The sequence below is a fragment of the Burkholderia sp. D-99 genome (assembly GCF_011605345.1).
Lineage (GTDB): Bacteria > Pseudomonadota > Gammaproteobacteria > Burkholderiales > Burkholderiaceae > Burkholderia.
In genome coordinates, this window is the sequence record NZ_JAAOXM010000008.1 from 58,056 (window position 1) to 76,946 (window position 18,891).

The following is an 18,891-nucleotide window of genomic DNA, read 5'->3' on the forward strand; positions in this document are numbered from 1 at the left end:
ATCGCGCTAGCGTCGATTCGCTCCCCATTGGCATCGAAGCGCGCAATAAACCGAGAACTGACCAAGTCGCTTGCCTATACCCAATGGCTAACGTGCAGCCCAATATGCGTCGGTAATGGTCTAATAGGCAATGTCCAACTGATGATGATTGCGTGCACGCCGTGCGCGCGAATGGATGTGCCACACGCGCCGATTCTCTATCGAGGCATCGTATCCACCGATTGTCATAAAAGGAGGAATCCGAACCATCAAAACGCCGCAGTAAACAAGCGCGGGCCGCAAGTGCTACCAACACTCACGACCCGCTAACCACAGCCAACTTTCAAGGAGTTGCCCATGGCTAAGCCGAATCATAAAGCACGACCACCGAAGACGGAACGTTTCGTCGCGATCCAGGAAATGTGGGGTTCCCCGAAAAGGATGGAACCCAGGCCGGAAAAGTTCTTTCCGTACATGAAGATTGGTGGAATGTGGCTGGTCACCGATGCGTGTTTCGTACCGGGCCGCAAGGCACAGATCCTGATTGAGCCCGGCAGGCTGATCATCACGCAGTTGTAAAAGGCAACGCAGCAAGACGCGGCCGCGCTGCGCGAACTCGCGCAGCGCGTTGGGCAGGGCTGCCGCTACCACCCGCCCCGACGCATCACCACGCGATATTGCAGGACGACCGCGACGTCCCCGCACCGCCAGTAGCCGTGCAATGCGTGCCCGCGCCGTTGTCATAGAACGTCCGCGTCTCCGGCTGCGGCACGGACGGATCGAACGGATTCGGCGCACCGTGCGGACCGCGCGGCGCATCGTACGGTCGCTGCGCCGCATACGATCCGCCACTACCCGCCGGCCGCGAGCCGTTAGCCCGCAGGTATTCATTCCAGTTCTGCTCGCGTTGCTCATATCCGGGCAACGCACGGCCAAAACTATCGCTACCACCCGCGCCGAGCGCGACGCGATTCGCGGGCAATACCAATTCGGGTTCGTGCTCCGACGAAGGCGGCGGTGCCACAAGCGTATCGCCTGCCACACGCAATGGCCGCGTATCCGGCGTATCGAACGGACTACGCTCCACGGGCGCGGCGTACTGCATGCGGCGGCGGTTCATACGTGCCGTGTGCCCATCATCGCGAGTGGCAGCACGCCGCTCGGAACGAAAGACATTCGCACCAGCCGACCGATCGGTCAGCGTATCGCGGCCGGACGCATTGGCGGTGGAAACAGAAAGCGCGCACGCGATCGCGGCGGCGGAAGAAAAGCGAAACGGATGATTCATCAGCGATCCCAATCAGGTGATGTGCAATGAAAAAAACGGCAGATCACTGGCTGGCGACTAGGCGACGAGCGGGCGTTGAACTGACCCTGAAGCGACTGCGAAGCGCGGCGAACGCGACTCACAGGAAGGCTGGCTGGATTGCAGAGGCGAATTCGTATTATTTCATATTAATAACGACCACCTTTCCGAGTGACGAAAACCGTCGGCGAACAGAAGGCTTGAGCGACTCCACCCAACGCACTGCAATGGTGCCCACCAAATCAATCATCAACTGATTGAAGAGCGGCGATGCGACCCTTTGCCGATCCGCCACAGGCCGCGCAAGATCGCCTATCACCCAATTCCAACCCCGGCAAGGCACAGCACCCCCAAACCCCCACCAATAGCAACCAGATTGCACTCCCGGCAAGCACCCCACAGCCCCCAAGGTTGCGCCGTCATTGCTACCGACTGTCACCCCATCCCTACGTGTTTTCCCTCAGTCGACCGGCATTTTTGACAGACGATTTAAAAACGCCCATATAATTTCGACTGCCTTGCCAACGGCTGTCGGACCATCCCTCCGATCAAGCGGTTTGGCAAGCGGGGCAGGCGAAACGCTTGCGCAATGCAAGACGCATCACGATGTCTTTCCGAACCAGACGTCCCCTTCGGGGACTGCAAGAGCCGGGCCCCGCTACGCAACATTCCGCCGGAGTTCCGTCTTCTATGTGTCTCGGGCGTGTCCCATGTCCTCGCCCCGGGTGCTGTTCGATTGCGCAAGTCATGCCGCCTTTGCCCGTATGACTAAACAACATCGAGGAGCTCCCAGATGACGCTGTCCCGTCTTACGTCCATTTCCGTCGCCGCCGTGCTGTTCGCCGCCGGCGCCGCCACCGCGCAAGCGGAAACCGTGAAGATCGCCATCGCTGGTCCGATGAGCGGCTCGGTCGCCCAATACGGCGACATGGTGAAGGCCGGCGCGCTGACCGCGATCGAGCAGGTCAACGCAGCAGGCGGTGCGGGCGGCAACAAGTTCGAAGTCGTGATGATGGACGACGCATGCGAACCGAAGCAGGCCGTCGCCGTCGCCAACAAGATCGTCAGCCAGAAGATCAAGTACGTGATCGGCCACGTGTGCTCGGGTTCGACGATTCCCGCCTCCGACATCTACGAGAACGAAGGCATCGTGATGGTCACGCCGTCGGCCACCGCGCCGCAGCTGACGGAAGGCAAGAAGCGTCACTTCATCTTCCGCACGATCGGCCGTGACGACCAGCAAGGCCCGGCTGCCGCACACTTCATCATCAACAACGTGAAGCCGAAGAAGGTCGCGGTGCTGCACGACAAGCAGTCGTACGGCCAGGGCATCGCGTCGTCGGTGAAGAAGGACCTCGAAGCCGCGAAGATCCCGGTCGTGCTGTTCGAAGGCATCAACGCCGGCGATTCGGACTACTCGGCGATCATCACGAAGCTGAAGTCGCAAGGCGTCGATTTCGTCTACTTCGGCGGCTACCACCCGGAAATGGGCCTGCTGCTGCGCCAGGCGCGCGAGCAGGGCGTGAAGGCCACGTTCATGGGGCCTGAAGGCGTGGGCAACAAGGACGTGACGGCGATCGCCGGCCCGGCCTCGGAAGGCATGCTCGTCACGCTGCCGGCCGACTTCTCGGCCGATCCGGCCAACGCGGCGCTCGTGAAGGCATTCGCGGACAAGAAGCGCGATCCGAACGGCCCGTTCCAGATGCCGTCGTACGCCGCGGTGAAGATCATCGCCGACGCGATCGCCGGCGCGAAGTCGACCGACCCGACCAAGGTCGCCGCGTACATGCACAAGACGACGTTCGACACGCCGATCGGCAAGGTCGCGTATGACGCCCAGGGCGACCTGAAGGCGTTCAAGTTCGTCGTCTACACGTGGCACAAGGACGCGACGAAGACCGCCGCCAAGTAATACGGAGTACCCGCCCACGCATCCGCCCTGTCCGAGACCCGGACGGGGCGGGTGTGCATTCGCGCCGCGCATGTCCCCAGTGCGCGGCCGGCAGGCGGCCCGAGACGACACCGTGCGTTGCGCGCGGCCGAATGCCGTGATCCGGCGCGGTACGTGACACAGCGCCAACGGGAGCTTCCCGCACATGACTGACTTCTTTCCTCAATTCGCCCAGCAGCTGGTCAACGGCCTGACGCTGGGTGCGATCTATGCGCTGATCGCCATCGGCTATTCGATGGTCTACGGCATCATCGGCATGATCAACTTCGCCCACGGCGAGATCTACATGATCGGCGCGTACGTGGGCCTCGTGACCCTCACGGCCATCGGCATCTCCGCCGGCTATCCGCTGCCGCTCGTGCTCGGCGCCGCACTGATCGTGTCGGTGATCGTCACCGGGCTGTACGGCTTCGCGGTCGAGCGGGTCGCGTATCGGCCGCTGCGCGGCGGCCCGCGCCTCGTGCCGCTGATCTCCGCGATCGGCATGTCGATCTTCCTGCAGAACTACGTGCAGATCGGCCAGGGCGCGCGCGACGTGTCGGTGCCGGTGCTGATCTCCGGCGCGTTCGACATCCATCTCGGCGGCGACTTCGACGTGACCATCCCGTATTCGCGGCTGATGATCGTCTGCGTGACGGTCGTGCTGATGATCGCGCTCACGCTGTTCATCGGGCATTCGCGGATGGGCCGTGCGTGCCGCGCATGCGCCGAGGACATGAAGATGGCGAACCTGCTCGGCATCGACACGAACCGCGTGATCTCGTTCACGTTCGTGCTCGGCGCGATGCTGGCCGCCGTCGGCGGCGTGCTGATCGGGCTGACGATCGGCAAGCTGAACCCGTATATCGGCTTCGTCGCGGGCATCAAGGCGTTTACCGCCGCGGTGCTCGGCGGGATCGGCAGCATCCCGGGCGCGATGCTCGGCGGTGTGCTGCTCGGCCTCGCGGAAACCTTCGCCGCAGGCTACATGCCGGCCGAGTACAAGGACGTCGTCGCGTTCGGCCTGCTCGTGCTGATCCTGCTCTTCCGCCCGACCGGCCTGCTCGGCAAGTCGGACATCGAAAAGGTTTGAGGGAGACGCAGATGAGTACAGTCATTTCCGTTCGCCGCCCGGCCGCCGACGCATCGATCGGCCAGGCGCTGAAAAATGCCGTGGCCGCCGCGTTCCTGACGGCGATTCTCACGATCCCCGTGCTCGGCCTGCAGCTGCAGCTCGACGGCTATCAGGTGGTGCTTACGCCGCACTGGCGGCCGGTGTGGATCGCGGTCGCGGCCGTGTTCCTGTTCCAGCTGTTCAAGCCGTGGCTCGTGCGCGCGAAATCGGCGGTGAAGCTGCCGGCGATGCCCGCGATGGGCGCGCAGCAGCAGCGCGTGATCGTATGGGTGCTGCTCGCGGTCGGGCTCGTGTGGCCGTTCTTCGGCTCGCGCGGCGCGGTGGACATCGCGACGCTAGCGCTGATCTACGTGATCCTTGGCCTCGGGCTGAACATCGTGGTCGGTTTCGCGGGGTTGCTGGATCTCGGCTATGTCGGGTTCTACGCGGTCGGCGGCTATACGTATGCGATGCTGAACCAGTACTTCGGGCTGTCGTTCTGGGAATGTCTGCCGCTCGCCGCGATCGCGGCCGCGACGTTCGGCTTCCTGCTCGGCTTCCCGGTGCTGCGGCTGCGCGGCGACTATCTCGCGATCGTCACGCTCGGCTTCGGCGAAATCATCCGCCTGCTCGCGAACAACCTGACGAGCCTCACGGGCGGCCCGGACGGCATCTCGGGCATCCCGAAGCCGACCGTGTTCGGCTACGAGATGGCGCGCAGCGCGAGCGTCGAAGGGGCGAAGACGTTCCACGAACTGATCGGGCTGGAATACAGCGGCGACCACGTGGTGATCTTCCTGTACCTGCTCGCGCTCGTGCTGGTCGGCTTCACGCTGTTCGTCACGAGCCGCCTGATCCGCATGCCGATGGGCCGTGCGTGGGAAGCGCTGCGCGACGACGAGATCGCGTGCCGGTCGCTGGGCCTGAACCCGACGCGCATCAAGCTGTCGGCGTTCACGCTCGGCGCGGCGTTCGCGGGCATCGGCGGCGCGTTCTTCGCGGCGCGCCAGGGCCTCGTGAATCCTGAATCGTTCACCTTCATCGAATCGGCGCTGATCCTCGCGATCGTCGTGCTCGGCGGGATGGGTTCGCAGCTCGGCGTGATCCTCGCGGCGATCCTGCTGACCGTGCTGCCGGAAGTCGCGCGCGGCTTCGCCGAATACCGGATGCTGATCTTCGGTCTGGTGATGGTGTTGATGATGATGTGGCGTCCGCAGGGCCTGTTGCCCGCGAGCCGTCCCCACGTGGAGCTCCCCCAATGAGTGCGAATGCAGAACTGTTGAAGGTCGCCGGGCTGCAGATGCGCTTCGGCGGGTTGCTCGCGGTGGACGGGATCGATTTCGACGTGCGCCGCGATGAAGTGTTCGCGATCATCGGGCCGAACGGCGCGGGCAAGACCACGGTGTTCAACTGCGTCGGCGGCTTCTACAAGCCGACCGGCGGCGACGTCGTGCTCGACGGCCACGCGATCGGCGGGCTGCCGAGCCACAAGATCGCGTTGAAGGGCCTCGTGCGGACGTTCCAGAACATCCGCCTGTTCAAGTCGCTGACGGTCGTCGAGAACCTGCTGGTCGCGCAGCACCGCAAGGTGAAGGCGGGGTTGCTGCCGGGCCTGTTCTCGACGCCCGCGTATCGCCGTGCCGAGCAGGAAGCGCTCGAACGCGCGGCCGTGTGGCTCGACCGGATGGGGCTGACGTCGGTCGCCAACCGGCCGGCGGGCACGCTGTCGTACGGGCACCAGCGGCGTCTGGAAATCGCGCGCTGCATGATCACCGAGCCGCGTCTGCTGATGCTCGACGAGCCGGCGGCCGGCCTCAACCCGCAGGAGAAGGTCGAACTGCAGCACCTGATCGACAAGCTGCGTCGCGAGTTCGGCGTATCGGTGCTGCTGATCGAACACGACATGAGCCTCGTGATGGGCGTGTCCGACCGCATCCTCGTGATGGAGCACGGTCGGCCGATCGTGATCGGCACGCCGGAAGCGGTCCGTAACGACCCGCGCGTGATCAAGGCGTATCTGGGGGAAGAGTGATGCTGAAGCTGGAACAGGTCCATACGCACTACGGCGCGGTCGAGGCGCTCGCGGGCGTGTCGATCGAGGTGAACAAGGGCGAGATCGTCACGCTGATCGGCAGCAACGGCGCCGGCAAGACGACGCTGATGATGACCGTGTGCGGCACGCCGCGCGCCTCGTCGGGCCGCGTGCTGTTCGAGGGCAAGGACATCACCGCGATGTCGACGCACCAGATCATGCGGCAGGGGATGGCGATCTCGCCGGAAGGGCGGCGCGTGTTCCCGAGCCTGACGGTGCTCGAGAACCTGAAGATGGGCGGCTTCTTCGCGAGCCGTCACGAGATCGACGACGGGATCGAACACGTGTTCAAGCTGTTTCCGCGCCTGAAGGAGCGCGCGACGCAGCGGGCCGGCACGATGTCGGGCGGCGAGCAGCAGATGCTGGCGATCGGCCGCGCGCTGATGAGCAAGCCGCGTTTGCTGCTGCTCGACGAGCCGACGCTCGGCCTCGCGCCGCTCGTGATCGCGCAGATCTTCGACATCATCCGCACGATCCGCGAAGAAGGCGTCACGGTGTTCCTGGTCGAGCAGAACGCGAACAAGGCGCTCGGTGTGGCCGATCGCGGCTACGTGCTCGAAACGGGGCGCGTGGTGCTCGCCGATACGGGCGCGAACCTGCTCGCGAACGACCGGATCAAGCAGGCGTACCTCGGCGGTTGATGCCGAAAGCCGCCGGCCTGCAACGGGCCGGCGGCGTCTTGATCTTCGTTTTCTCATGCAAGGCCGGTTCCGGCCTTGTCTTCACAGGCCGATCCTGAACGTGCTTTTCAGTACGTCGCGCAGATGCAGCGCGGCGCGATTGCTGTCGTCCGTCAGGATTGTGATCAGGTGCGGCGGGAGATCGGGCAGCACGATCCCGGCGACGTGGCTCGTCAGGTTGCCGGACACGCGATCGTGTTCGATGAGGCCGACCGCGAGGCCGTTGGCGATACACGCTTCGACCGCGGGCGAGCTGGCGCTCTCGAGCAGCATCCGGTGCGGGATCTTCGCCTTCTTCAGCGCGTTCAGCGCGGTGTCGCGGTACGGGCAGCCCTGCAATTGCACGGCGATCGGCAGCGGCGCGTCGGGATTGAACTTGAAGGTCCGCGCGGCCACCCATACCGGATGCGTCTTGCTGAGCAGCTCGCCGTGCGGCGGCGTTTTCGGCACGACGGCGATCGTGATGTCCAGTTGGCCGCGGGAGAACAGCGATTGCAGCTCTTCGCTGGAGCGCGCTTCGACCGTCAGTTCGAGCAACGGCCGATCGGCGGCGAAGCGCGGCAGGAATTCCGCCATAAAGTGCGCGGCGTACGAATCGGGGATGCCGAGCCGCAACTTGCCGGTCAGCATCTGCGGCGACAGCGATTCGACGAGCCGGTCGTGGCTCAGCAGAAACTCGGTGGTATCGCTCAGCAGCTTGTGGCCGAACTGCGTGAGTTCGACGGCCTGGTTGTTTCGCGTAAACAGGCGCTGCGCGACCATTTCCTCGAGCTTTTGAATCTGCGCCGTGACCGACGACGGGCTGCGATTCACATGAGCGGCCGCATCCTTGAAGCGGCCGAGCTTCGCGACGGCGTGGAAGGTTCGCAGCAGGTCGACGTCCAGGGTGCGCGGCATGATTTGGTTTTTCCGAATCAGTGATTCAGGTAATGTCGATTGACGGAATTATTGGGCACCCCATATTCTCGGTCAACAGGCAGACAACGGCAGGCAGCCGATCAGGCGCCGCACCTATCCGGGGAATGATTCATGTCGATCAATGATTTCGTTGTAGATGTATTGGTGCGGGACAAAAAGTTGAAGGCCGAGTCGGTATGGACGGTCGAGAATCACGAAAAATATTCGACGCTCAAGCGCAGCGACGATGACGCGAGGAGGAAGGACGCAGGGCGCGAGGTGTTTTCGCTGAAAAGCCATTCATCTCCGCCTTGTTCGTGGCACCGCCCTTCCATGGCGCGGGCATCGGCCGCGAGCTGCTTGCCCGTGCGCTGACGTGGATGAAGGACAAGGGCGTGGATCAGGTCACGCTCGTGACCGGTCCCGGCTCGCGCGCCGATGGCTTTTACCAGCGTCTGGGCTGGAAGCGTGGCGATCTGGACGAGTACGGGTGTCAGGTCGTGTTTACGAAGTTGCTGGGGAACTAGGAATCCAAGGGATCGAATGAAGCCGGTAGCCGACGCGGTTCGCCGCACTGCTGCACAATGTCCAGCGCCACTGCACACCATCTTCATCACGCTCGACTTGATGAAGCGCATGGGCGTTTCGGTCGACGTCCTGCTGAAAGGCACCGGCATTTCTCCGTCAGACATCGAACGACCCGGCGCGATGGTGACGCATGCACAGGAAATGGTTCTGTTTGCGAATGCGCTCGAGGCGACCGGCAACAGCGCGATCGGACTGCATATCGGCCATGCGATCCCGGTGACGTCGTACGGCCTGCGTGGCCACGCGATGCTGGTGAGCCCGACGTTGGGCGCCGCGCTGCGCCTGGGCTTCGAGCACCCGCTGCTCGGTATCAGCTATTTCAGGATACGGGTGACCACGGCAGGCGAGACCGCGAGAATCACGGTGGGCGGCTATACCTATCGCACCGATCTGCTCGTCGTCAATACCGACATGGTATTTACGGCGGTACGCCGACAGATACGCGACCTGATCGGATGCAATCCCGATTTCTCGAAAATCGGGTTTGTCTATCCCGAGCCGCCACACGCGGAGTCTTACTCGGAATATTTCGACTGCCCGATCGAGTTCGACGCCGACGAGAACTACCTCGAATTGAGTGCATTGACGCTGGAAATCCCGCTTCCGCTCGCACATCCACTCGAACTCGAAACGGCGAAAACAGCGTGCTCCAAGCGTGAATTCGAACTGGCGCACTGGGTTCCCTCAGACCTCATCGGGAGGTTGCTCGGCCTGATGTATGAGGACCCCACGTGCCAGGACGTCGCGGAACTGTCTCAGAAACTCGGCATTTCGATGCGGAGCCTGCAGCGAAAGCTTCAGGAAATGGGCACGTCGTTCAGTGCCTTGTACGATATCGTCCGCCAGGACCTGACGTCGCGATATCTGTCGGAAAAGGAATACACGGTGAAGGAGATAGCCGCGAGACTGGGGTACAAGAATACCTCCGCGTTCAGCCGGGCGATGAAGCGCTGGTCGAAATGAACCGGCTCGCGTTCAACGCGGTGGGCGGTGGGCGGACGGTCCGGTGCCGGCATGCGCTCGCCTGCCGGCACCGGCGCTACGCGCAATTACCGTTGTCCGGCCGGCGACTTCATGTCGAAGGTCGGTTCGCCGTCGCCCGCATATTTCGACCACGCATTGATTGCGGAGACGCGTCGCGTCAGGCGCGGATGCGTTCTGCAAATCTCGACGATAAACCCGGAAATCTCGGGCACGCTGCGCTCTTGCGCGGCGAACGCCTCGGGGTTCATGGAGTCGCTCAGCCGCTGACAGCCACACCCAAGCATCTGCAATGCGGTTCGAGATGCGCGGGCATCTTTCGACAGATACGCGCCGATAGGAACAGCTGGGCATGTGGCACACCGATGGCACCAGTTTCGTGCTGAACATCGTGCTGTCGGATCGATCCGACTACGAGGGCGGAAACTTTCTGTTCTACGAATCGACTGCGGAGACGTTCGATCGCCACGATCGCGAACGCCGGCATGTGAAGACCGCGAATCTGGACAACGCGGGCGACGCGCTGCTCATCTACGGCAGCAAGCTGTTTCATGGCGTCGAACCGGTCGAGTCGGGGCGCCGCATGTCGCTGGTGCTGTCGTTTCATTGCCCGTACACGCGGGAGGATGACAACGGGTTCTGGCATCTCGCGTCGGACGACGGCATCCCGCGCACGATCTTCAACTGGCTGGCGCTGCAGCGCGCCCTCAGGGAAGACGCCGAACTGCAGTACCGGCGCCTCGGGCTCGAACCGATTCGCCCGGAGGATCTGGAAGACCAGCGCCTGTCCCCTGCACCTTTCTGAGAGCCGTCGCCCCATGCAGCTATTCCTGCTCCAGCTCGTATTCGTGTTGTCGTGGAGTTCCGGTTTCATCGGCGCCAAGCTCGGCGCGGAGACGGCCGGCGCGTTCAACCTGCTGTTCTGGCGGTTCCTGCTCGTCACGCTGTGCCTGGCGATCGTCCTCAACCGGCAGCTCGGGCGCCTGACGTGGGAGAAGCTCCGCTATCACGCGGTGATCGGCTTCCTGTCGCAGTTTCTCTATCTGGCCTGCGTCTATGTCGCGATTCAGCACGGCCTGCCGCCCGGCATCGCCGCGATCGTCGCCGCGTTGCAGCCGCTCATTACGGCCGCGATGACGGCGCTGGAAGGCAGCGAGCGCAGCGGGGCGCGCCAGTGGGCCGGGCTCATCGTCGGGTTCGTCGGCGTCGGGATCGTGATCGGCGGGCAATATGCGCTGCCGGCCGGGTCGGTCGGGCTCGTCATGTACCTGCTGCCGCTGGTGTCCGCGCTGGGGCTGTCGATCGCGACGATCTATCAGCGGCGGCGCGCGCTGACGGCCGCGCGCAGCAACGAGGACGGGCTGTTCCTGCCGCTGTTCGTGCAGGGCTGCGTGAGCCTGATCCTGTTCGCGGTGTGCGGGGTCGCCACCGGCAGCCTGCACGTGCCGACCCAGCCGAATGTCTGGGTGTCCGTCGTGTGGCTGACGGTGTTCTCGACCTTCATTGCCTACCTATCGTTGTGGGCGCTGCTCAAGCGCATGCCCGCGACGCGCGTGGCGACGCTCGTGTATCTCGAACCGCCGGTGACGCTGACCTGGGCCGCGTGGATGTTCGGCGACAGCATCGCGGTGTCGACTTATCTCGGCATCGTCGTCGTCGCGATCGGCGTGTGGCTGGCCAGCAGGCCGGGCGAGCGGGCCACCCGGGCCCGGCGTGCGGAGATGGAGGCGGCCGGGCGCTGATGCGCTGGTTGCGCGCGGGATTCCGGTGTAGCGTCGCGGTACTGTCCGACCTGCGAAGGAAACCGATGAAAGTCAAACGGATCGTCGCCAATATCGACACACGATCAGTCGACGACGCAAAGCGCTTCTACCAACGGATCTTCGGCCTCGACTTGTTGATGGACCATGGCTGGATCGCAACCTACGGCAATGCCGAGCAGATGGACGTGCAGATCAGCTTCGCGTCCCAGGGCGGGGCGGGTACGCCGACGCCCGATCTGTCGATCGAGGTCGACGACGTCGATGAAGCGCTTGCACGCGTGCATGCCGCCGGGATTCCCGTCGAATACGGCCCGGCCGACGAGCCTTGGGGCGTGCGGCGGTTTTACGTGCGCGATCCGTTCGGCAAGCTCGTCAACGTGCTGGCGCATCGCTGATCCGGCAGGCGGGGCCGGCTGTGGCGTTTAGGTATGCAACGCCAGTTCCTTTGCTGCCTTTTCCACCGTTTTTTTCGGCCCATGCATCGCTGGGCCGACGAGGTCGGGATTCTCCGCATCGCCGGTACGAAAGACGTCGCGGTTGGCCGCGTCGTGCCCGGTAGCGCTTTGACGTGGCGGGCTGCGTGCTGATCGCAGTATGGATGTAGCCAAGTCTGCTTCGATCGTAGTCAAATTGGCTACATCCGGATAATCGGGCCGAATCGATACAAAGTTGGCGACTCGGACTATGCCTTGTAGCCAATTGAGCTACAATCGTAGCCAATCATGCTACGATCCATTGCCTCGACCCTGTTTAGCGACTATCGGCGCCGCGCGCTGGGCCTGCTCCTGTTGCGGCCCGATCAGGCGTTGCATGTCCGCGAAATCGCCCGTTTGACGGGCACGACGCCCGGCACGCTGCACAAGGAGCTGAGCAAGCTGGCCGAAGCCGGCATCCTGAGCCGGGATCGGCAAGGTAATCAGGTGCTCTATCGCGCCAATCGAAGTTGTCCGATCTACGAGGAACTGGCTTCGATCATGCGAAAGACATCGGGTATGGCGGACGTGCTGTCCGAAGCGCTGTTGCCTTGCGCCGAGGAAATCAGTGTGGCGTTCGTGTTCGGTTCCGTCGCGCGCGGCCACGAGACGGCGGACAGTGATATCGACGTGATGGTGATCGGCTCGGTTGGCTTTGCGACGGTGGTTCGGCTGCTTTACGACGCACAGGCTACATTGGGGCGGGACATCAATCCGAAGGTGCTGTCGCCGGACGAGTTTCGTGATGGCGTTGCCGGGCAGGACGCATTTTTGCGGGACGTGCTTGGAAAACCCAAGATTTTCTTGATTGGTAGCGACCATGACCTTGCAGAACTTGCTCGGCGTTAGTCTCGATGCGGTCCAGCCGGACCGAGAACAAGTGACGCGCCTGCTGGCCGCGGCGGAACGAAATCTGGCGGATGCGCAAATCGCGGCATTGAGCAACGAAAACCGCTTTGATGCGGCATACAAGGCGGTCATGCAACTTGCCATGCTGGCGCTGCACGCGAACGGCTTTCGCACCCTGACGAGTCGGCCGGGGCACCACCAGACGGCGATCCAGACGCTTCCACAGACAATCGGGTTGCCGGTCGAGCGCATGATCGTACTGGACGCGCTGCGCAAGCAGCGCAATCTGTCCGATTACTCCGGGGATGTGGTTCACGCGTCTGCGGTTCGGGAGTGTTTCGATAGTGCGGCGGCGCTCCTGATTGACGTAAAGGCGTGGATGGGCGCGAACAAGCCGGAGTTGTTGGGCGCGCAGTAGCCGTTACCGTGTCGAATCGCCGACTCGAAACACCGGTGCGTCACGCATGCAACGCCAGCCCCTTCACAGCTTTGTCGACCGCCTTCTTCGGCCCGCGTAACGCGAGCCCGACGAAGTCGAGATTCTCCGCATCGCCGGCGCGAAACACTTCACGGTTGGCCGCGTCGTGCCCGGTCGAAAACATCGCGTGCACGTAGGGCACGATCGTGAGTTCGCGTGACAGCGCCTGCCGATGCGCGGCCTGCAGGCCGTCGAGGTCGGACGCGAACACCAGCATCGGCTGGCCCAGCATGCGGCCGTAGCGGCGCCCCGCCGCATCCTCGTAAGGCTCGCCGAGCGCTTCCGGCGCTTCAGCCGCGACGCCCGTCGCGAGAAACGCGACGACATTGAGTTTCTGCCACGCCGCGAGATCGTCGCGCACGATCAGCGCCACCTTCGTATCGAACATGCTTGCTCCTCGTTGAAGCGCACATGATCGAATCCCGCGTGCGATCAGTCTGGAACGTTTGTGCACATTTGCCGGTACACGGCCGGCGTGATCCGGTATGCGCGGCGAAACCAGCGGCCCAGGTGGCTCTGGTCGGCGAAGCCAACGTCGGCCGCGACCTGCGCGGGCGTGCGGCCGGCGGCCAGCAGGCGGCGCGCGGCACGCAGCCGCAAGCGCACCAGGTACGCGTGCGGCGACGTGCCGAACGCACGCTGGAACAGCCGCGTCAGCCGGAACCGGTCGATCCCGGTGAGATCGACGAGTGCGTCGAGGCCGATATCGTCGCTCATGCGTGCATGCAGCAGATCGCGTGCGCGGGCAATCGCGGGCGCGACGGCATTGCCGTGCGTCGCGGGCGGGGCGCGCAACTCGCCGCCGAGCCGCATCAGCAGGCGGTCGAGCGCCTGGTCGCGTGCGAGCTTGCCCTCGTTGCCGTACAGCGCGACGAACGCGTGCCGGATCGTGTCGACGAGGCCGCGATCGTCGACGAGCGTATGCCCGAACGCGGCTTCGACGCCACCGAGGCCCGGCAGATCCAGCCGGCGCGCCGCGCGCTCGACCCATGCCTGCGGCAGGTACAGCATTCCGTACGTGAAGCCGCCCGCTTCGGGCGCGTGGCCGTCGTGCAACGCGCCCGGCTCGATCAGGATCGCGCGGCCCGGCACGCTCGTATGCACCGACCGGTGGCACTGGAATTGCTGCACGCCCTGTTCGGTGAAGCCGACCAGCATGTCGTCGTGATCGTGCGAGTCGTATGCATGGCCCTTGAAATGTGCGTGCAGGCTTTCGATGCCGGTGTCCGCATCGCGCCGCGCGACGAGCCAGTGGTCGGGTGCGTCGCTGCGGTTCGTCGCTGTGTCCATCTCCATCGCTCGTTTCGTGCCGCGTCGTGACGTGTCCGGCAGTGTACGCCGATGCCGCGCGCTCACGCGCCGCCGGACGCGGCCACGTTACGGATCGCCGCGACGAGCGCATCGGTCGACAGGATCTCGTGCGCGAAGGTCGGCCCGTTGATCTCGTGCGCGGCATGCAGCGCGTCGTGCGTGATGTCCGACGACGAACTGCTCGTCGCATTCGCGGCGATGGTCGGCGCGAACCTGCTCGCGCGCGACCGGCGACAGGACATGGGCGACCGAAGTCGAACGCGCGTTGGTCGACAGGCTGCGCGACGCGTGATCCGGCAGCACGGGCTGCCGGGCTCAGCCGTTCACGCGTCGTTCGCCGCGATCCGTTCGTCGCGCGCGTATTGCGCCGGCGGCCGCCCGACGTGGCGCGTGAAGGCGACGCTGAACGTGCTCGCTGAACTGTAGCCGACGCGCCCGGCGATCTCGGCGATGCGGCCTTCGTTGCGACGGAGCAGGTTCTTCGCGAGCGCCATGCGCCACGTGAGCAGGTATTCCATCGGCGCGACGCCGACCGCACGGCTGAAGCGCTCGAAAAACGTCGAGCGCGACAGTGCCGCTTCCTTGGCGAGTTCGGCGACCGTCCACGGGTGCGCGGGGCGTGCGTGCATCCCGCGGATCGCGGCCGCGAGCCGGTTGTCGGCAAGCCCGCGCATGAGGCCGGGCGACGCGTTCGTGTCGGTCGTGAACCGCAATGCCTCGATCAGCAGCACCTCCAGCAACCGCGCCAGCACGATCTCGCGCGCGGGCCGTTGCGCGCGCGTTTCGTCACGCACCAGTTGCACGAGCGTGGTCAGCCGCGGTTCGCCGCGCACGTGCACGAACTGCGGCAGCAGCGACACCAGCAGCGCCGCGTCGGGCGAACCGAAGCTGCAGTTGCCGGCCATCATCCGCATGTCGACCGGGCGGCCCGGATCGCCGATCCGGTATTCGCCGTTGTCGAGCGCGACCGGCGGCGCGGTGTCGACGCCCGGCGGCGGCGGTGCGAGGCTCGACATCGCGACGCCGTAGGCGGCCGGAATCAGCACGAAATCGCCGGGCAGCAGTTCGATCGGCGCATGCCCGTCGATCGCGATCCGGCACCCGCCGTCGAGGATCGCGCAATAGAACGGCTCGCCGGCGACCGTGCGGTGGATCGCCCACGGGCTCGCGCCCTGAATGGACTTGGAAAACTGCGCGCCCGGTTGCAGCAGCGTCACGACTTCGGTGAGCGGGTCGATCATCGCCGGACTCTCGCAAAAGAAAATCGGATCTTTGATTGTAGCGAATACGGATCCGGCCATCTATCGTACGGACACATGCCCACCACACGTCAGGAGTTCGCATGAAGACCGTACTGATCACCGGCTGTTCCTCCGGCTTCGGCCTCGAGATTGCCCGCCATTTCCTCGCACGCGACTGGCAGGTCGTCGCGACGATGCGCACGCCGAACGCGGAGGTGCTGCCGCCGTCGGCGCACCTGCGCGTGCTGGCGCTCGACGTGACGAACGCGGACAGCATCCGCGCCGCGATCGACGCGGCGGGCCCGATCGACGTGCTCGTCAACAACGCGGGTTTCGGCGCGGCCGCGCCGGCCGAACTCACGCCGCCCGATACGGTGCGGGCACTGTTCGAGACCAACACGATCGGCACGATCGCGGTCACGCAGGCTGTGCTGCCGCAGTTTCGCGAGCGTGGGGCCGGCGTGGTCGTGAACGTCACGTCGAGCGTCACGCTGAAGGTGTTGCCGTTGCTCAGCGCGTATCGCGCGAGCAAGGCGGCAGTCAATGCGTACACCGAATCAATGGCTGTGGAACTCGAACCGTTCGGCGTGCGCGCGCATCTCGTGCTGCCGGGCCGGGCGCCCGATACGCGGTTCAGCGAGAACGCGCGCGCGAACATCCACGGCTTCGAGCACGTGGCCTATGCGGCGTTTGTCGAAAAGACCATCGCGCGGATGCTCGATGCATCGGGGCCGATCACCCATGCGCAGGACGTCGCCGAAGCCGTGTGGCGCGCGGCGACCGATCCGTCGAGCCCGACGCGCATCCCGGCCGGCGCCGATGCCTTGGCGTGGGCGGCCGAAGCGCGCTGATCGGCCGGGAAACCGTCGCGCCGGCCGGTCGGACCGGCGCGACGGATCGCGAGAGGCAGAGCAGGGCGCAGCCCCCCACCGTTACAACGCGCGCTCGATCGCCTGCCCCAGCAGCGACACGCCGAGGTCGATCTCTTCCTCGCTGACGGTCAGCGGCGGCGCGATCCGGAACACGCCGCCCATGCCGGGCAATTGCACGATGTTCATGCTGAGCCCGAGATTCATGCATTCGCGCGTGATCTTCGCGCCGAGCCCGTCCGCCGGTTCCTTCGTCCGGCGATCCTTGACGATCTCGACACCGAGCAGCAGCCCGCGTCCGCGCACGTCGCCGATGCAGTCGAAGCGTTCCATCAGGTCGAGCAGGCCGCGCCGGAGCCGGTCGCCCATCACGTTCGCCCGCTCGACGAGCCCGTCGCGCTGAACGACGTCCAGCACGCGCAGGCCGACGGCCGCCGGCAGCGGGTCCGACACGTGCGTCGTGTAGAACAGGTAGCCCAGTTCATGCGCGCGTTCCTCGATCCGTGCGGACGTCACGATCGCCGCGAGCGGCAGCCCGGCGCCGAGCGTCTTCGACAACGTCAGGATGTCGGGCGTCACGCCGTCGCGCTGGCACGCGAACATCGTGCCGGTGCGCCCGACGCCCGTTTGCGCCTCATCGAGGATCAGCAGCATCCCGCGCTCCTCGCACTTGCGCTTGAGCGCCGCCATATAGCCTTCCGGCAGCTCGATGATCCCGCCCGAACTGAGGATCGGCTCCGCGATGAACGCGGCAAGGTTGCCGCTCGACTGGCGATCGATCAGGTCGAACGCGTAGTCGAGTTCGGCGAGGAAGTCGTAGGTGCCGTTGCGCTCGAAGCGCGGCCGGTACGTGAACGGTGCCGGAATCGCGAACGAGCCGACGGCGGCCGGGCCGACGCCCTTGCGGCCGGCGCTGTACGTGGCCGATGCGGCCGCGCCCGTCATCCCGTGCCACGACTGCGCGAAGCCGACAATCTCGTACTTGCCGGTGACGAGCTTCGCCATCCGGATCGCCGCTTCGTTCGATTCCGCGCCGGTGCTGAGCAGCAGCGCGCGATCGAGCCCGTCGGGCGTGATGTCGGCGAGGCGCGTCGCGAGGTCGACGACCGGCCGCGACAGCATCCCGCTGAACAGGTGGTCGAGCTTGCCCGCGTATTCGCCGATCACGGAGACGATCTCCGGATGGCTGTGGCCGAGCACTGCGCTCATCTGGCCTGACGTGAAATCGAGGATCGCGCGGCCGTCGGCGTCGTACACGAAGCAGCCTTTCGCGCGCTCGATGATCATCGGCTCGAACGTGCCGCCGTAGCGGACCAGGTGCTGCCTGGCGTTGCGCCAGAAGGTCGGGTCGTCGTTCAGGGACATCGGGCGTCTCCAGACAAGGGGGCAGGGGTCGCTTGCAGTCTAGGCGCGGGTCTGGTTTGATGGAAACGAATAGTTCTTATGCAAGGTAGAAAAGGAGCTAATACCTTGGGACTTTCACTTGAAATCGACCTGCTGCGCTCGTTCGTCGTGATCGCGGAGGTGCGCGCGCTCAGCCGCGCGGCTGCGCGTGTCGGCCGCACCCAGTCCGCCCTCAGCCAGCAGATGAAGCGGCTCGAAGAGGTGGTCGACCAGCCGCTGTTCCAGCGCACCGGGCGCGGCGTGGTGCTGACCCATCCGGGCGAGCGGCTGCTCGTGCATGCGCAGCGCATCCTGCGGCTGCACGACGAGGCGATGGCCGACCTGTGCGGCACGGGGCTGTCGGGGACGATCCGCTTCGGGTGCCCGGACGATTACGCGGAGGTCTGGCTGCCTTCGCTGCTGCGGCAGTTTTCGAGCCAGCATCCGCAGGCGATCGTCGAAGTGGTGTGCGGGCCGACGCCGCGGCTCATCGAACAGCTGGAGAAGCGGGCGGTCGATCTGGCGATGATTTCATTGCCGGACGACGGCGCGAACGACGACGTCATTCGCCGCGAGCAACTGGTCTGGATCGGTTATCCGGGGCTGGAACCCGGGCATTTCGATCCGTTGCCGCTGGCACTGTCCGATCGCGACACGCTCGATCACATCGCGGCCTGCGAGGCGCTGGATCGCGCCGGTCGCGACTACCGCGTCGCGTATGCGAGCAGCAGTCTCGCGGGGCTGATCGCACTGGTGCGTTCGGGGCAGGCGTTCGCGGTGATGACGCAGACGGCGGTACCGGCCGACCTGACGATCGTCACCGGCGATCCGCGCTTGCCGCCATTGCCGGCCGTGGGCATTGCGCTGAAGTTCGACCGCAAGCGGCCGTCGCACCTGACGGCGGCGTTCGCCGAGCACATCCGGCTCACGCTGCCGTTGTTGTGATGCGCGCGGCCG

General features: G+C 65.0%; 23 protein-coding genes and 2 pseudogenes. 16 read left to right on the forward strand and 9 right to left on the reverse strand.

The genetic code is table 11. The features are described 5' to 3' along the window. Nucleotides 1–336 precede the first annotated feature (336 nt). Nucleotides 337–558, forward strand: coding sequence for a type I toxin-antitoxin system SymE family toxin (locus HAV18_RS25650; RefSeq protein WP_166961577.1), 222 nt, complete (start codon nt 337–339; stop codon nt 556–558). Between the two features lie 85 nt (nt 559–643). Here the strand turns inward: HAV18_RS25650 and HAV18_RS25655 are convergent, their stop codons facing one another. Beyond that, complete coding sequence (locus HAV18_RS25655) at nt 644–1,267, reverse strand: hypothetical protein (RefSeq protein WP_166961580.1); 624 nt, start codon at nt 1,265–1,267, stop codon at nt 644–646. An 811-nt stretch (nt 1,268–2,078) separates the two neighbouring features. Here HAV18_RS25655 and HAV18_RS25660 point away from each other — a divergent pair. The 5 genes from HAV18_RS25660 (at nt 2,079) to HAV18_RS25680 (ending at nt 7,062) form a co-directional block, all read left to right on the forward strand. Beyond that, nucleotides 2,079–3,197 (forward strand): branched-chain amino acid ABC transporter substrate-binding protein, encoded by a 1,119-nt coding sequence (locus HAV18_RS25660; protein ID WP_166961583.1) that lies wholly within the window; start codon nt 2,079–2,081, stop codon nt 3,195–3,197. Nucleotides 3,198–3,381: 184 nt separating this feature from the next. Further along, entirely contained in the window at nt 3,382–4,308 is a 927-nt protein-coding gene (livH, locus tag HAV18_RS25665; RefSeq protein WP_069748923.1) for a high-affinity branched-chain amino acid ABC transporter permease LivH, read from the forward strand. An 11-nt stretch (nt 4,309–4,319) separates the two neighbouring features. Further along, nucleotides 4,320–5,591, forward strand: coding sequence for a high-affinity branched-chain amino acid ABC transporter permease LivM (locus tag HAV18_RS25670; protein ID WP_166961586.1), 1,272 nt, complete (start codon nt 4,320–4,322; stop codon nt 5,589–5,591). Next, nucleotides 5,588–6,361 carry a high-affinity branched-chain amino acid ABC transporter ATP-binding protein LivG gene (gene livG, locus HAV18_RS25675; protein ID WP_166961589.1) on the forward strand — a complete coding sequence of 258 codons (774 nt, stop codon included), beginning with the start codon at nt 5,588–5,590 and terminating at the stop codon, nt 6,359–6,361. Before HAV18_RS25670 ends, livG begins: the two co-directional genes overlap by 4 nt. Next, nucleotides 6,361–7,062 carry an ABC transporter ATP-binding protein gene (locus HAV18_RS25680; RefSeq protein WP_166961592.1) on the forward strand — a complete coding sequence of 234 codons (702 nt, stop codon included), beginning with the start codon at nt 6,361–6,363 and terminating at the stop codon, nt 7,060–7,062. The genes livG and HAV18_RS25680 overlap by 1 nt, the downstream gene beginning before the upstream one ends. Before the next feature lie 81 nt (nt 7,063–7,143). Here HAV18_RS25680 and HAV18_RS25685 read toward each other — a convergent pair whose 3' ends face one another. Continuing rightward, nucleotides 7,144–7,998 carry a LysR substrate-binding domain-containing protein gene (locus HAV18_RS25685; RefSeq protein ID WP_166961595.1) on the reverse strand — a complete coding sequence of 285 codons (855 nt, stop codon included), beginning with the start codon at nt 7,996–7,998 and terminating at the stop codon, nt 7,144–7,146. 132 nt (nt 7,999–8,130) lie between these two features. On the opposite strand from HAV18_RS25685, the gene HAV18_RS39715 reads away from it, so the two are divergent. From HAV18_RS39715 to HAV18_RS25695, 3 genes and pseudogenes are all read left to right on the forward strand, one after another. Further along, nucleotides 8,131–8,373 (forward strand): hypothetical protein, encoded by a 243-nt coding sequence (locus tag HAV18_RS39715; RefSeq protein ID WP_208102148.1) that lies wholly within the window; start codon nt 8,131–8,133, stop codon nt 8,371–8,373. Beyond that, nucleotides 8,280–8,525 (forward strand): annotated as a pseudogene (locus tag HAV18_RS25690) (GNAT family N-acetyltransferase); the annotation flags it as partial. The gene HAV18_RS39715 and the pseudogene HAV18_RS25690, both read left to right, overlap by 94 nt. Nucleotides 8,526–8,541: 16 nt before the next feature. Further along, nucleotides 8,542–9,549, forward strand: coding sequence for an AraC family transcriptional regulator (locus tag HAV18_RS25695; protein ID WP_166961598.1), 1,008 nt, complete (start codon nt 8,542–8,544; stop codon nt 9,547–9,549). Nucleotides 9,550–9,635: 86 nt separating this feature from the next. Here HAV18_RS25695 and HAV18_RS25700 read toward each other — a convergent pair whose 3' ends face one another. Further along, entirely contained in the window at nt 9,636–9,818 is a 183-nt protein-coding gene (locus tag HAV18_RS25700; RefSeq protein ID WP_166961601.1) for a hypothetical protein, read from the reverse strand. 92 nt (nt 9,819–9,910) lie between these two features. Here HAV18_RS25700 and HAV18_RS25705 point away from each other — a divergent pair. The 3 genes and pseudogenes from HAV18_RS25705 to HAV18_RS25715 all read left to right on the forward strand — a co-directional run. Then, nucleotides 9,911–10,372: pseudogene (locus HAV18_RS25705) on the forward strand (2OG-Fe(II) oxygenase); the annotation flags it as partial. Between the two features lie 13 nt (nt 10,373–10,385). Further along, nucleotides 10,386–11,309, forward strand: a complete 924-nt coding sequence (locus HAV18_RS25710) for a DMT family transporter (RefSeq protein ID WP_166961604.1) — start codon at nt 10,386–10,388, stop codon at nt 11,307–11,309. Between the two features lie 65 nt (nt 11,310–11,374). Continuing rightward, nucleotides 11,375–11,725: a VOC family protein gene (locus tag HAV18_RS25715; protein ID WP_059698361.1), complete on the forward strand. Its 351-nt coding sequence runs from the start codon at nt 11,375–11,377 to the stop codon at nt 11,723–11,725. 27 nt (nt 11,726–11,752) lie between these two features. On the opposite strand, the gene HAV18_RS25720 is transcribed toward HAV18_RS25715, so the two are convergent. After that, nucleotides 11,753–11,959: a DUF2000 family protein gene (locus tag HAV18_RS25720; protein WP_208102127.1), complete on the reverse strand. Its 207-nt coding sequence runs from the start codon at nt 11,957–11,959 to the stop codon at nt 11,753–11,755. A gap of 93 nt (nt 11,960–12,052) precedes the next feature. Between HAV18_RS25720 and HAV18_RS25725 the strand changes: the two genes are divergently transcribed. Together HAV18_RS25725 and HAV18_RS25730 are read left to right on the forward strand one after the other, a co-directional pair. Continuing rightward, nucleotides 12,053–12,652 carry a nucleotidyltransferase domain-containing protein gene (locus HAV18_RS25725; protein ID WP_166961607.1) on the forward strand — a complete coding sequence of 200 codons (600 nt, stop codon included), beginning with the start codon at nt 12,053–12,055 and terminating at the stop codon, nt 12,650–12,652. Next, on the forward strand, nt 12,624–13,070 hold the full coding sequence (locus HAV18_RS25730) for a DNA-binding protein (RefSeq protein ID WP_166961610.1): 447 nt from the start codon (nt 12,624–12,626) through the stop codon (nt 13,068–13,070). Before HAV18_RS25725 ends, HAV18_RS25730 begins: the two co-directional genes overlap by 29 nt. Before the next feature lie 40 nt (nt 13,071–13,110). Here HAV18_RS25730 and HAV18_RS25735 read toward each other — a convergent pair whose 3' ends face one another. The 4 genes from HAV18_RS25735 to HAV18_RS25750 all read right to left on the reverse strand — a co-directional run bounded on the left by HAV18_RS25735 (nt 13,111) and on the right by HAV18_RS25750 (nt 15,742). Next, a complete protein-coding gene (locus HAV18_RS25735; RefSeq protein WP_166961612.1) occupies nt 13,111–13,518 on the reverse strand; it encodes a DUF2000 family protein in 408 nt (135 codons plus the stop codon). A 44-nt stretch (nt 13,519–13,562) separates the two neighbouring features. Continuing rightward, on the reverse strand, nt 13,563–14,420 hold the full coding sequence (locus tag HAV18_RS25740; protein ID WP_166962223.1) for an AraC family transcriptional regulator: 858 nt from the start codon (nt 14,418–14,420) through the stop codon (nt 13,563–13,565). A gap of 62 nt (nt 14,421–14,482) precedes the next feature. Next, nucleotides 14,483–14,683 (reverse strand): hypothetical protein, encoded by a 201-nt coding sequence (locus tag HAV18_RS39720; RefSeq protein ID WP_208102128.1) that lies wholly within the window; start codon nt 14,681–14,683, stop codon nt 14,483–14,485. Nucleotides 14,684–14,764: 81 nt separating this feature from the next. Then, entirely contained in the window at nt 14,765–15,742 is a 978-nt protein-coding gene (locus HAV18_RS25750; RefSeq protein ID WP_166961615.1) for an AraC family transcriptional regulator, read from the reverse strand. Nucleotides 15,743–15,783: 41 nt separating this feature from the next. On the opposite strand from HAV18_RS25750, the gene HAV18_RS25755 reads away from it, so the two are divergent. Continuing rightward, on the forward strand, nt 15,784–16,533 hold the full coding sequence (locus HAV18_RS25755) for an SDR family oxidoreductase (RefSeq protein ID WP_166961618.1): 750 nt from the start codon (nt 15,784–15,786) through the stop codon (nt 16,531–16,533). 81 nt (nt 16,534–16,614) lie between these two features. On the opposite strand, the gene HAV18_RS25760 is transcribed toward HAV18_RS25755, so the two are convergent. Further along, nucleotides 16,615–17,916: an aspartate aminotransferase family protein gene (locus tag HAV18_RS25760; RefSeq protein WP_166961621.1), complete on the reverse strand. Its 1,302-nt coding sequence runs from the start codon at nt 17,914–17,916 to the stop codon at nt 16,615–16,617. A gap of 78 nt (nt 17,917–17,994) precedes the next feature. On the opposite strand from HAV18_RS25760, the gene HAV18_RS25765 reads away from it, so the two are divergent. After that, entirely contained in the window at nt 17,995–18,879 is an 885-nt protein-coding gene (locus tag HAV18_RS25765; RefSeq protein ID WP_208102129.1) for a LysR family transcriptional regulator, read from the forward strand. Nucleotides 18,880–18,891: the final 12 nt, after the last annotated feature.